The sequence below is a fragment of the Vibrio vulnificus CMCP6 genome (assembly GCF_000039765.1).
In the GTDB taxonomy this organism is placed as follows: Bacteria; Pseudomonadota; Gammaproteobacteria; order Enterobacterales; family Vibrionaceae; genus Vibrio; species Vibrio vulnificus_B.
This window is the reverse complement of the sequence record NC_004459.3, coordinates 660772-673773: the sequence shown is the minus strand read 5'-3', so window position 1 is coordinate 673773 and position 13002 is coordinate 660772. Positions and strand designations below refer to the sequence as shown.

At 44.8% G+C, this 13002-nt stretch carries 9 protein-coding genes; 7 read left to right on the top strand and 2 right to left on the bottom strand.

All coding sequences use genetic code 11. From position 1 onward, the window contains the following. Nucleotides 1-3 precede the first annotated feature (3 nt). The 6 genes from VV1_RS03155 to VV1_RS03130 all read left to right on the top strand — a co-directional run bounded on the left by VV1_RS03155 (nucleotide 4) and on the right by VV1_RS03130 (nucleotide 9068). Nucleotides 4-1050 carry an MJ1255/VC2487 family glycosyltransferase gene (locus tag VV1_RS03155; RefSeq protein WP_011078730.1) on the top strand — a complete coding sequence of 349 codons (1047 nt, stop codon included), beginning with the start codon at nucleotides 4-6 and terminating at the stop codon, nucleotides 1048-1050. 352 nt (nucleotides 1051-1402) lie between these two features. Then, nucleotides 1403-2362, top strand: coding sequence for a transcriptional regulator LeuO (gene leuO / locus VV1_RS03150; protein ID WP_011078729.1), 960 nt, complete (start codon nucleotides 1403-1405; stop codon nucleotides 2360-2362). A gap of 187 nt (nucleotides 2363-2549) precedes the next feature. After that, entirely contained in the window at nucleotides 2550-4355 is a 1806-nt protein-coding gene (locus tag VV1_RS03145; protein WP_011078728.1) for an AMP-dependent synthetase/ligase, read from the top strand. Between the two features lie 459 nt (nucleotides 4356-4814). Next, nucleotides 4815-6539, top strand: a complete 1725-nt coding sequence (locus VV1_RS03140; protein WP_011078727.1) for an acetolactate synthase 3 large subunit — start codon at nucleotides 4815-4817, stop codon at nucleotides 6537-6539. Nucleotide 6540: 1 nt separating this feature from the next. Continuing rightward, entirely contained in the window at nucleotides 6541-7035 is a 495-nt protein-coding gene (gene ilvN, locus VV1_RS03135; protein ID WP_011078726.1) for an acetolactate synthase small subunit, read from the top strand. Between the two features lie 152 nt (nucleotides 7036-7187). After that, nucleotides 7188-9068, top strand: a complete 1881-nt coding sequence (locus VV1_RS03130; RefSeq protein ID WP_011078725.1) for a sensor domain-containing diguanylate cyclase — start codon at nucleotides 7188-7190, stop codon at nucleotides 9066-9068. Between the two features lie 480 nt (nucleotides 9069-9548). Here VV1_RS03130 and VV1_RS03120 read toward each other — a convergent pair whose 3' ends face one another. Then, on the bottom strand, nucleotides 9549-10211 hold the full coding sequence (locus tag VV1_RS03120) for a GntR family transcriptional regulator (RefSeq protein ID WP_011078724.1): 663 nt from the start codon (nucleotides 10209-10211) through the stop codon (nucleotides 9549-9551). Nucleotides 10212-10378: 167 nt separating this feature from the next. Next, on the bottom strand, nucleotides 10379-11791 hold the full coding sequence (gene pykF, locus VV1_RS03115; RefSeq protein WP_011078723.1) for a pyruvate kinase PykF: 1413 nt from the start codon (nucleotides 11789-11791) through the stop codon (nucleotides 10379-10381). 430 nt (nucleotides 11792-12221) lie between these two features. Between pykF and VV1_RS03110 the strand changes: the two genes are divergently transcribed. Beyond that, on the top strand, nucleotides 12222-12983 hold the full coding sequence (locus VV1_RS03110) for a DeoR/GlpR family DNA-binding transcription regulator (protein WP_011078722.1): 762 nt from the start codon (nucleotides 12222-12224) through the stop codon (nucleotides 12981-12983). Nucleotides 12984-13002: the final 19 nt, after the last annotated feature.

The window sequence follows — 13002 nt, the reverse complement described above, 5'->3', positions numbered from 1 at the left end:
CCTATGAAAATTCTGTATGGCGTACAAGGCACGGGGAATGGTCATATCGCCCGTGCTCGGGCAATGGCAAACGCTTTTGCGGCGCAGCATTGCCAAGTGGATTTTCTTTTTTCTGGTCGAGACCCGAAGCGCTATTTCTCCATGGAAGCCTTTGGCCAGTACAAAACGTGTCGAGGGCTCACCTTTGCGACGAAAAATGGCCGTGTGGATTATTGGCAAACTGCGCTCGAAAACAGTTTATTGACTCTGAAGCAAGAAGTGCAGCAGCAAGATCTTAGTCAGTATGATTTGGTGATCAGTGACTTCGAGCCCGTTTCGGCGTGGGCTGCTAAACGACAAAACAAGCCCTGCATTGGGCTTAGTCATCAAAATGCGTTTCGTTATTCTGTGCCATTGCGGGGGGCATCATGGCTCGATAAGCAAGTACTGCGTCATTTTGCTCCTGCTAACATTCATTTAGGTTTGCATTGGTACCATTTTGATCAACCGATCTTACCGCCGATTGTTCACACGCTTTGTTACCAAACCGAGCAAATCGATGCGATTCTGGTTTATTTACCCTTTGAACAGTTGGAATCCATTTGCGAGTTGTTGTGGCGTTTTAAATCGCAGTCATTCATCTGTTATCACCCAGATGTACTCGCGGAAGAAATGGAAGGCAATATTTCACTCCGTGCGCTCGATCATCATTCATTTCAATTAGATTTACATCGTTGTAAAGGGGTGATCGCGAATGGTGGTTTTGAGCTTCCTTCAGAAGCGTTGACCTTAGGTAAAAAATTATTAGTGAAACCACTTGAAGGGCAATTTGAGCAACAAAGCAACGTGGCGACCTTAGAAACTCTTGGCTTAGCGACGGTGATGGACACCTTGGACAGTCAGGTTGTGCGGCGTTGGTTGCAAGACGCGTTGGCGGAAAAAGTCACTTATCCTCAAGTAGCGCCAGCGATCGTCGAATGGATACTCAAAGGAGACTGGTCATGTCATCAATCGCTGTGTGAGCAACTATGGCAACAAGTCGACTTTCCCAGTTACGTGTCAATTTCATAGCGCTAATATTGACGAGATTGTTGGGTTTTGTGGTCAAACAATAGTTGCAGCAAATGCTTTAAGGGGGTTAAGTGATGAGACATCACTTAGCTCAATAATTGCTACTTATGAGGGTATTTCTGTTTTTTATAGTTTTTTAGGTTTTACTTAAATATATGTTTTTAATCAACAAAAATGATAATTGGCTAAAATATTGTGATTAATTATCAATCTAGTTGCTAAACATCAATGAATTCAATGATAGTGAGCTGCGCCCTGAGAGTGATGAGGGCGATAAATATAAGAAATACAGGTTATCTATTCCTGACTATCAAATTCAAATTTGTTGACCGTTACACGAGAGGCGCACTAGATGTTAGATAAAAAAGATGCGATGAGCGCGATTGCCAGCTATCGAATGGAAAGTACTTTACGCGGAGTGGATCTCAACCTACTGACGGTATTTGATGCCGTTATGCAAGAGCAAAATATTACTCGCGCAGCACATAATTTAGGCATGTCACAGCCTGCAGTGAGCAACGCGGTTGCTCGCTTAAAAGTGATGTTTAATGATGAGCTTTTCATGCGTCAAGGGCGTGGTATTCAACCGACCCAGCGTGCTCGTCAATTATTTGGTCCAGTCCGCCAAGCGCTGCAATTGATCCGCAATGAATTACCAAGTTCTGTATTCCAGCCTGAGTCTTCAACTCGTCTGTTCAAACTGGCGATTTGCAGCCCATGTGATATGCGTTTTGCACCACGCATTATGGCAGACATTCATAACAAAGCGCCTAATGTACAATTGCATTTGGATGCAGAGTTTGATCGCATGCTCTCTGAGCGTATGCGCTATCAAGAAATCGACTTTGTGATTGATTACGCACGTTTTGACGAGCAAGGCTTCTCAAGCACAGAGATCTTCAAAGATGAACTCGTGGTTGTGACGTCTAAGCAGCATCCTCGTATTCAAGGTAAAGTGACAGAAGCGCAGTTGATGCAAGAGCGTCACGCGAAACTGTCTCGCATTCACGGCCAACGCAGCTTCTCTGAGCAAGCGTATCGCGATCTGGATGTGGCAGCGTATTTCGAAGGCACAAGCTTGAGCAACGTTCTGTATGTGGTTGGTCAATCTGAGCTTGTGACGATCGCTCCTCGCTGGATTGTGGAAAATGCGGCAAACAACGCGCAGCTACAGATTCTTGACTTCCCATTTGAAAATCGTGAAATCAGCGGTTTCTTAAGCTGGCACGAATCATCAGAAAAAGACAAAGGCCACATTTGGCTGCGTGATCTGCTGATGGTGACATGTGGCGAAGTGGTTGCTGCGGTATAACCGACACGGCCTGTTACAAATTGGATGCCCTCATTGAGCCTTGGCCATGAGGGCATTTTTTTATCTTGTTATTGATGATTCTCTCTAATTGAGCATAAGTTTGACCCTCATCAGTTGCGTTTTTTGTTCCCACCGCTACACTGTGCCCGCAAATAGAGCTTACATGTGTAAGCCAAAGGTAAGAGACATGGCCAATTTAGATTTTCACATCGTAAAACGAATTCGTAAGCAGATTGCACAAGGTGCGGAGCGAGTTGCGCTCAAGCATAAAGTTGGTGCAGTTTGGCAAGGTATTAGCTGGAAGCAATTTGGTCAGCAAATTGATGAATTATCCCTAGCGTTGCTTGCGCAGGGCATTGAAGTCCAAGATAAGATCGCTATCTTTTCTAATAACATGCCGCAGTGGACGGTGGCCGATTTTGCGGCCCTACAATTACGTGCTGTCACGGTCCCGATTTATCCAACCAATACGGCAGCTCAAGCGGCTTATATTCTGCAAAATGCCGACGTTAAAGTTCTGTTTGTGGGTGAACAGCCACAATTTGACGCCGCAGTGAAAATCTTCGATGAGTGTGAGCAACTGAACCTGATTGTCGCCATGTCAGACGATATTGATTTAGGCGAACATCACTTTGCGATCCATTGGAAAGCCTTCATTCAACAAGGTCAACAAGAGGCCCGTGCTGAGCTCGAACGACGTTTAGAACAGGCAAATTTTGAGGATTTGCTGACGCTAATCTATACCTCTGGCACCACGGGGCAGCCGAAAGGGGTGATGTTAGATTATGCCAACATTGCCGCTCAATTAGAGGGACATGATCGACGCTTAAGCCTGACAGAAAACGACGTTTCGCTTTGTTTCTTGCCGTTATCACACGTTTTTGAGCGCGCTTGGACCTTTTACGTTCTTTATAAAGGCGGTACGAACTGTTATTTGCAAGATACCATGCAAGTTCGTGACGCTCTGAGTGATATCAAGCCAACAGTGATGTGCGCCGTGCCGCGCTTTTACGAGAAGATCTTCTCTGCCATCCATGAGAAAGTCTCTCGTGCGCCGCTGATGCGCAAAATCATGTTTACCTGGGCGGTGAACATGGGCGCGAAGATGTCCGTGTGTCACCAAGAAGGTCGCCAGCCTTCATTGATGCTGAAAAAAGCCCATGCGTTGGCGGATAAGCTGGTGTTGTCAAAACTGCGTGCCCTGCTGGGTGGCAACATCAACTTTATGCCATGTGGTGGTGCAAAACTGGATGAAACCATTGGTCGTTTCTTCCATGCGATTGGTATCAACGTGAAGCTGGGCTACGGCATGACCGAAACCACAGCAACGATTTCATGCTGGGATGACAAGTGCTTTAACCCTGATTCTATCGGCATGTCGATGCCGGGCGCACAAGTAAAGATTGGCGAAAACAACGAAATTTTGGTTCGTGGTCCGATGGTGATGCGTGGTTACTACAAGCTCCCAGAAGAAACGGAGAAAACGTTTGATGAACACGGTTTCCTTAAAACGGGCGACGCGGGTCACATTGATGAGCACGGCAACCTGTTCATTACCGATCGTATCAAAGAGCTGATGAAAACGTCTGGAGGAAAATACATTGCCCCGCAGATGATTGAAGGTGCGATTGGTAAAGATCATTTTATTGAGCAAATCGCGGTGATTGCTGATACACGCAAATTCGTTTCAGCGTTGATAGTGCCTTGTTTTGACTCTTTGGAAGAGTACGCCAAAGAGCTCAATATTAAGTATCACGATCGCGTTGAACTGATTAAGCATCACCAAGTTGTTGAAATGCTGGAGAAGCGCGTTAACGATCTGCAGAAAGAGCTGGCGAAATTTGAACAAGTGAAGAAGTTCAAGTTGCTACCAAAAGCGTTTTCTATGGATGAAGGTGAGTTGACGCCAACGCAGAAATTGCGCCGTAAGGTGATCAACGACAAGTATCAAGACGAAATCGAAGAAATGTATTCAGAAAAGAAAGAAAAATAAGCTTTTCTGTCGAACATTGACGTCACATTGATCCTTGATGAACCTCACTGAGTGTGAAACACCAGTGAGGTTTTTCCGTCTTTGACGCCTGTAGGCAAGCGTTGCTTTGTATTGTCTAAAACAGCATTCTCACCGTTAGAATTAGATGAGGTGTGAATTTTAGTTCTTTTTTTAACGAAGCAATATGGTGATCATCCTGATTAACGACCTCTATCCGCGATTTATTCCTTATTAAGTGCTAATAAATAGCATCTTGTTTAAATTTCGATCTATCTCTCATTAGACCTGCTGATAATAAAAAGTTACATTTGTTGCGTTACCTTGCTCTTTGTTATGACAAAGGCAGGACATAGCAAAAATGAAGTTTTTTCGAATTAGGCTACAAATAAGCCCTAAACTATGTAAAACCAGCCCATTAGATTGACCTTATTTAATGGAAACTGGCTAAGGAGAAGCACTATGACAGCAATGTTGTCAGGCGCAGAGATGGTTGTTCAATCTCTGATCGAAGAAAACGTAGAGCAAATTTTTGGTTATCCCGGTGGTTCAGTACTGGATATTTATGATGCTCTTCACGCCAAAACTGAACAAATCAAGCATGTATTAGTTCGTCATGAACAAGCCGCGACCCACATGGCTGATGGTTATGCTCGTGCCACAGGCAAACCTGGCGTTGTCCTAGTTTGTTCAGGACCAGGCGCAACGAACACCATCACCGGAATTGCCACGGCTTACATGGATTCCATCCCGATGATCGTTATTTCAGGAAACGTACCCAATAGCTTAATTGGTAATGATGCTTTCCAAGAGTGCGATATCGTTGGTGTTTCTCGCCCTGTGGTTAAACATAGTTTCCTCGTTAAGCGTGCGGAAGACATTCCTGAGACCATCAAGAAAGCATTTTACATTGCCACGACAGGCCGCCCTGGCCCTGTGGTGATTGACTTACCAAAAGATGTGATGAACCCGCTGATCAAACTGCCTTATGAATATCCTAAGTCAATCAGCATGCGGTCATACAAACCAACCACTTCGGGCCATAAAGGTCAAATAAAGAAAGCGCTAAAGGCATTACTTGAAGCGAAGAAGCCCGTTCTTTATATCGGTGGTGGTGCGATTATCTCAGGTGCGCATGAGTCGATCCTCAAGCTGGCTGAAACATTAAATTTGCCCGTTGTAAGCACACTAATGGGGCTCGGTGCTTTCCCGGGGACCCACAAAAACGCTCTAGGCATGCTCGGCATGCATGGTAAATATGAAGCCAATATGGCGATGCATAACGCCGATCTTATTTTTGGTGTTGGGGTACGTTTTGATGACCGTACCACCAACAACTTAGAAAAATACTGCCCTAATGCGAAGATCATGCACATCGACATCGACCCTTCTTCGATCTCGAAAAACGTCAAAGTTGACCTACCCATCGTGGGGTCAGCGGAGCAAGTGCTTGAGACCATGGTGACACTTCTTGAAGAGCAAGGCGCTGAAAACGATACGCAAGCCTTAGCGAGCTGGTGGGATGAAATTGAAGGCTGGAAAGCACGAGATTGCCTCGCCTACGACACCTCTTCGGAGCGCATTAAGCCACAGCAAGTGATCGAGACACTGCATAAGCTGACCAATGGGGATGCTTACGTTGCATCAGATGTTGGCCAGCATCAAATGTTTGCTGCGCTTTACTACCCGTTCAACAAACCGCGCCGTTGGATCAATTCTGGTGGTCTAGGCACGATGGGCTTTGGTCTGCCCGCTGGTATGGGGGTGAAATTCGCCATGCCAGAAGAAGAAGTGGTGGTGGTGACGGGGGATGGCAGTATCCAAATGAACATTCAAGAACTGTCGACTGCGATGCAATATGACATTCCGGTCAAAATTATTAACTTGAATAACCGTTTCCTTGGAATGGTGAAGCAGTGGCAAGACATTATCTATCAAGGTCGCCACTCTAACTCATACATGAGTTCTGTTCCTGATTTTGCAGCCATTGCAGAAGCTTATGGCCATGTAGGTATTCGCATTGAAACCCCCGATCAACTCGAGTCAGAGCTTAAACGCGCCCTCGACATGAAAGATCGCTTGGTGTTTGTCGATATCAATGTGGATGAAACTGAGCACGTCTACCCGATGCAAATCAAAGGCGAAGGCATGGACAAAATGTGGCTAAGCAAAACGGAGAGAACTTAATATGAGACACATTATTTCGTTGTTAATGGAAAACCAACCGGGTGCCTTGTCTCGTGTGGTAGGGCTGTTCTCTCAGCGTGGCTATAACATTGAATCGTTGACCGTTTCACCAACGGACGATGAAACCTTGTCTCGTTTGAACATTACCACGATGACCGACGAGATGCAGTTAGAGCAGATTCAAAAGCAGTTACATAAACTGATTGATGTGCTGAAAGTCCAAGAGGTGACGGAGTTCGATCATATCGAACGTGAACTGATGATGGTGAAAGTGAAAGCCAGTGGTTTTGCTCGTGCAGAAGTGAAACGTACTGCGGATATTTTCCGAGGTCAGATTGTCGACGTTACGGCCTCGCAGTACACGGTGCAACTTGCAGGTACCAGCGAAAAACTGGATGCTTTCATTCAGGCCATTTCTGAAGTCACGGAAGTGATTGAAGTTGCGCGCAGCGGTGTGGTCGGCATTGCTCGCGGAGAAAGAGCGCTAAAAGCGTAAGCTATCTCTCATCATGATGTAATGGCCACCGATAGGTGGTCATTATTATTGTGATTCTACAATCAATCTGTAGTGCCTGATGGCGATTAAATTGACTACTATCTATGCTATACTCCCGCGGTATTCTTCTCCCTGATAGGTAAAATTTACGAGTGAAAATCAGAAAGTTACTCGGCATTCTCATTTTGACCAGCGCTTTTTTCGCTGCACTCATTGCTATCTACTATCAGGATAAATACCAAGATCTGCTCGACGCCAATATTGAAAACACCGCGAAAGAAGCTCTTAATCAGCTCTCCTACACCGAGCGCGAATACAACAACCTGTATGATCAAGTTGCCTCGGTATTACAACTACTGACTTATAACCAAACCTTGACGGATTTCGTCGTTGATCCCAACCCTCAATCGGAAAGGGCGTTAATGTCTTTGTGGGAATCTGTGGTGGTCAATCAAAAGTGGTATACCGAAATCCGCTTGTTGGACACGGAAGGGATGGAGCAGTTGCGCCTCAATTACGACGTAAGCCGTAATTACTTTTTCCCTGCGGCGAAGATGCAAAACGATGCAAGCGAAGCCTATTTTGTCTATGCCAAGACACTCGAAAATAGCGAGATCGGGGCATGGGGAATCACGTTAGACACGCGAGATGAGCAATTAATTAAACCTTATGTGCCGGTTATTTCTATTTTTACTCCAGTCACGATACGTGGTGAGCGCGAAGGGTATTTGGCGCTAAATCTGAATGTGGATTACATCGCCGATCGGTTGAATTACTCACCCGTAAAAGATTTTGACATTGAGATCGTCAATGATCGTGGCTACTTCGTCATCAGTGAGGAAGAAGAAAAGCAGTTTGGTGACTTGCTGCCAGAGCGCGCGGCCTTTCGTTTCAGTGATCAATATCCGCAAGCTTGGCTGCAGTTTAGACACCAGAAAGCGGGTTACAGCTACGATGAGCAGGATTTAGTGGTTCATAACAGTGTTAGCTTTGGCCAAGACAGGGATCTCTACTTGCTGATCGATATGGATCAGCAGCAGTTAATGGAACGCTCGAAAATTGCCGTGAATGATCTTACGCGTGAAGCACTCTTTGTGTTGTGTTTGATCCTAGTTGTCGCACTGCCTTCTCTGACGATTGTACTGCACTATCGCCAGCGCAATTTGGAAAGTAAATTGGCCAGGGCGGCTTTGAATGGCATGACCGCCGTGATGATTTCAGACACTTCTCACCGCATCATTCTTGTGAATCATGAATTCGAAGTGATGTTTGGTCATCAGGGAGATAAGATTGAAGGGAAAAGTGCTCAACAACTGATCTTTTTGAATGACGAATTAGAAACCGTGATCAAAGCATGGAGCGAGTTACAAAAGAACGAGGTATGGGAAGGGGAGATCCGTTGCCAAACCAAGCTCAACCACATCATCACAGTGATCATGCGTATTCAGGCGGTGAAAAACTCTCTCAATCAAGTGAGCTACTACATTACTTCGCTGGTGGATATCAGTGCGCGCAAAGAACTTGAGGAACGTTTGAGAAACTTAAGTGAGCGTGATGAACTGACACAAATCTGGAACCGACGTAAATTTGAACAGCAGCTTGCTCAACATACCAGCTTGATCGAGCGCTATCCAGCGACGCCTATGGCATGTTTAGCCTTAGTCGATATAGATTATTTTAAGCGAGTGAATGATGAGCAAGGCCATGATGAAGGTGATCGTGTGATACGCGAAGTGGCTAAGATTCTTCAAAATGGCTTGAGAAACACCGATGTCTTAGCGCGCGTTGGTGGTGAAGAGTTTGCCATCATCATGCCACATACCACCGTTTCCGCCGCGGAAGTGGTGTTAAATCGTCTGCGTGTCGCAGTGTCGATTTCCAAACAAGTCGATGTCACGATTAGCGTGGGCTATACCGAACTCACCTCCAACAGCACCCTCAGTTATAAGTGTGCTGATATTGCCTTGTACGACTCTAAAAGCTCTGGTCGCAACAAAGTCTCCCTCTGCTACAACGATGAAGATCTCGCTTAATCCGCTACGATGGAATTGTAACGAGATATATACAGTTAGACTAAAGTCTAATATGTGAGCAAAATTGAACTAAAATGGTTATTAAGTAAACTGTCACCCCTAAGTGAGTTTGCTGTGATTACTGTCATATTTGGTGGTGATAAACAGTAAGATCGGTCCAGTGCAGTTTGCCCTTGTCTTGAACGGAAACGTCGCGCGTTGCGTGTTTATAAGGAAATATTCAGTTCGGGCGCTAGAGGCAGAGTATGTTAAACCATTTTTTAGTTAGATTGACCATTGGAACCCTAGTGGTACTTGGATTTAAATTGAGCGCAATTTACTTCTTATTGTTGATCCTTTTGCTCAACACACATCACAAAGAGTTTTTTGGTTGGTAGATGCAAACGCAGCAGCTTGAAGCTGTCACTTCAAGTCGTTTGGGTATCACTCAAATAAAAAATCGGGGAATATCCCCGATTTTTTTGTTTCTGCAAAATGAAATTAAGCGGCTTGGATAGCGGATTCAATCATTTTCATCGAACTATCAAGATGGCTGTCTAAAAGGCGTGCCGCTTCTTCGGAATTTTTTGCCAAAGCAAGTTTCATGATCATCTCATGCTCTTCAATATCAAACAGAGAGTGCTTATTACCTTGATGTTGAGAGAGAGCAAAATAGCGGTAGCGTTTAATCTGATTGGCGAGATCTCTAAAGAAATCAAACATGTTTCTTGCTTCAGCGCCTGCAAGTAACGTGGTGTGGAAATGGTTGTGGCGCTCTTCCCATTCTGCCCAATCTGGTGTGGTGTCTAAATTCTGAGCACGAGAAAGTTTGTGATAAGCCGTTAGTACTTCAAGTTCCCAGTTTTCATTTCCGCAAGCGATTGCTTTTTTCAGCAAAACAGGAGCCACGACGCGTAGGCTTTCATAAAGATCGCGCAGTTCGTTTTCGCAGACTGGGGCAACCCAACAGCCTTTTTGTGGTTCAAGCTTGACGTATTTGCTCCAAGAGAGCTGCACGAGTGCTTCGCGGATTGGTGATGCCCCAACGTTGTACTTGTCTTTTAGATCCGCAACGACTAATTTTTGTCCTGGTTTCAGCTCGCCATGAAGAATATCCTGGCAGATCATTTTTGATACTTTGTCAGTTAGGGTCGGGCTAGACACAAGAAAACCTCATTGATAACAATATATTTTATTTAGTAAGAATGTGATTATTTTAACGGTACGCAATTCTGGTTGATAATATAGCGTACTGATTGTTATCGCAAGCCGTTTCATAAAAAAAGAGGGCCGAGGCCCTCTTTTTATTTTTTACAAATTGTAACGAATTCTTATAGTACGTGTACTGACGCAGTATTCGTTGTACCAGATGCAACAAGAGCACCAGATACCATCACAACGATGTCGCCTTTGCTACCTAGGCCAGATTCAAGAGCAAGCTCTTTACCGGTTACGTAGAACGCATCCGTGTTGTCGATTGAATCAACAACAACAGGTGTAACACCTTTAGTCAGTACAAGTTGAGCTGCTGTCTTCTTGTTCGTCGTTAGCGCAAGAATGTTTGCAGTTGGGAAGTACTTACGTACAGAGCGTGCAGACTTACCACCTTCAGTTGCAACGATGATCAGTGGTGCTGCTAGTTTCTCAGCTGTGTCTACTGCACCTTTACATACCGCTTCAGTGATACGTAGGCGTGGGCTGTCTAGACGAGAGCCTAGCTCTGCTTTTAGTACAGAATCAGTACGGTTAGCGATTTGCGCCATGATAGTTACCGCTTCAACAGGGTATTTACCTTTCGCTGTTTCGCCAGAAAGCATGACTGCATCAGTACCATCCATGATTGCGTTCGCAACGTCACCCGCTTCAGCACGAGTTGGACGTGGGTTCTTGATCATAGAATCTAGCATTTGAGTTGCAGTGATAACCACTTTACGTGCGCGGTTACATTTTTCGATCATCATCTTCTGTGCGAAGATAACTTCTTCTGCAGGGATTTCTACACCTAGGTCACCACGAGCAACCATGATACCGTCAGAAAGCTCTAGGATTTCGTCGAAGTTATCAACACCTTCTTGGTTTTCAATCTTAGAAATGATCTGAATGTTCGCGCCGCCGTTTGCTGCTAGAACTTCACGGATTTCTTTTACGTCAGATGCTTTACGGATGAAAGATGCTGCAACGAAGTCAACGCCTTGCTCACAACCAAATTTAAGGTCGTTTTTGTCTTTTTCAGATAGTGCAGGTAGGTTTACAGAAACGCCTGGTAGGTTAACACCTTTGTTTTCGCCTAGAGCACCGTTGTTCAGTACTTTACACTTAACTTCAGTCGCAGTCGTTGCGATAACTTCCATCTCGATTAGACCATCGTCAACTAGGATAGTGTTACCAGCAGATAGATCCGCAGCAAAACCTGGGTAAGTTACTGCTACGATGTCTTTGTTACCAACAACAGAAGTATCAGTCGTGAAAGTGAATTCTTGACCAGCTACTAGATCAACGTCGTCGCCGTTTTCTAGTTTGATAGTGCGGATTTCTGGACCTTTAGTGTCTAGTAAGATAGCAAGTTGCTTACCTGTGTTTTCCATTACTTGGCGGAAGTTCGCGATACGAGTGCCGTGCTCTACGTAGTCACCGTGAGAAAAGTTCAGGCGCATTACGTTCATACCTGAGTTGACTAGTTCAGTCAGTTTCTCTACAGACTCAGTTTTTGGGCCAATCGTACATACGATTTTGGTCTTTTTCATGGAAGATACTCTCCGGTCAATATAGTTACAATTTGAAAGTCGGTGTTTGTAGCCTAATGCCTTTACATGTCCCACTTTTTTTAGCTTCTCAGCGGGCCTATCTACAAAAAACTTAATGACATCAGGGTTGAAAGTCTTTCATCAAGTTTAGTCATTTTATGACCAACTCAATAATTCAAAATTCTCTATTTTTGTGACTTTATCCACTTTATATGAAGAAAGTTGCAAAAAAATAACGGTCAATTCTGTAATAAATTTTCTTTTCGGAGGCGAATTCTACCACTGAATTCAGTCAATATCACTGTCTAAGAATTGTCTTAGGACAAGGTTTCAGCGCTATTTATTAATTTTTTGGATCGAAATAAATGGACTAAAAAGTTTCACTTCAACTATAATTTCTTTCAATTCGAAACTTAAAGTTAAAAGTTAAATGTCGAAACGAAACACTCAGCTGAGAAGACACAGTATTTCTAAACTGGTTAATGAGAAAGGAGAGGTCAGTGTTGACGAGCTCGCTCATAAATTTGACACCTCAGAAGTCACGATTCGAAAGGATTTGGCGTCATTAGAAAAGAATGGCCAATTGTTGCGCCGCTACGGTGGCGCGATTGCGATCCCCAAAGAAGTGATTCATGAAGAAATGAGTCAAAACGTTTCGGATCGAAAGCTAAAACTCGCAGAGAAAGCGGCGGAGCTGATTCGAGACCACAACCGTATCGTGATCGACAGCGGTAGCACAACCGGGGCGCTTATTCAGCAACTCAACAGCAAACGCGGTTTGGTGGTGATGACCAACTCATTGCACGTAGCCAACGCGTTGAACGAGCTGGAAAGTGAACCTACGCTTTTAATGACTGGCGGAACTTGGGACAACCATTCTGAATCCTTCCAAGGAAAAGTGGCCGAATCGGTGTTGCGATCGTACGACTTTGATCAGCTCTTCATCGGCGCAGATGGTGTTGACCTGACCCGTGGGACCACCACATTTAATGAACTTGTCGGCCTGAGCAAAGTGATGGCGGAAGTCTCACGAGAAGTGATCGTCATGGTTGAGTCCGATAAGGTGGGGCGCAAAATCCCGAATCTCGAACTGGCGTGGGAGATGATCGATATTCTGATCACCAACAATGACTTGCTGCCAGAACACAAAGCCGAAATGGAAGCCAATGGCGTGCGCGTCATCTGTGCCTAATCTTTTTCCTCGTAACGAC

Bases quoted from the DNA above. Each gene is read 5' to 3' on its own strand.
- VV1_RS03145 (WP_011078728.1), top strand. From the start codon at position 2,550: ATGGCCAATTTAGATTTTCACATCGTAAAACGAATTCGTAAGCAGATT.
- pykF (WP_011078723.1), bottom strand. From the start codon at position 11,791: ATGAAAAAGACCAAAATCGTATGTACGATTGGCCCAAAAACTGAGTCT.
- VV1_RS03140 (WP_011078727.1), top strand. From the start codon at position 4,815: ATGACAGCAATGTTGTCAGGCGCAGAGATGGTTGTTCAATCTCTGATC.
- ilvN (WP_011078726.1), top strand. From the start codon at position 6,541: ATGAGACACATTATTTCGTTGTTAATGGAAAACCAACCGGGTGCCTTG.
- VV1_RS03155 (WP_011078730.1), top strand. From the start codon at position 4: ATGAAAATTCTGTATGGCGTACAAGGCACGGGGAATGGTCATATCGCC.
- VV1_RS03110 (WP_011078722.1), top strand. From the start codon at position 12,222: ATGTCGAAACGAAACACTCAGCTGAGAAGACACAGTATTTCTAAACTG.
- leuO (WP_011078729.1), top strand. From the start codon at position 1,403: ATGTTAGATAAAAAAGATGCGATGAGCGCGATTGCCAGCTATCGAATG.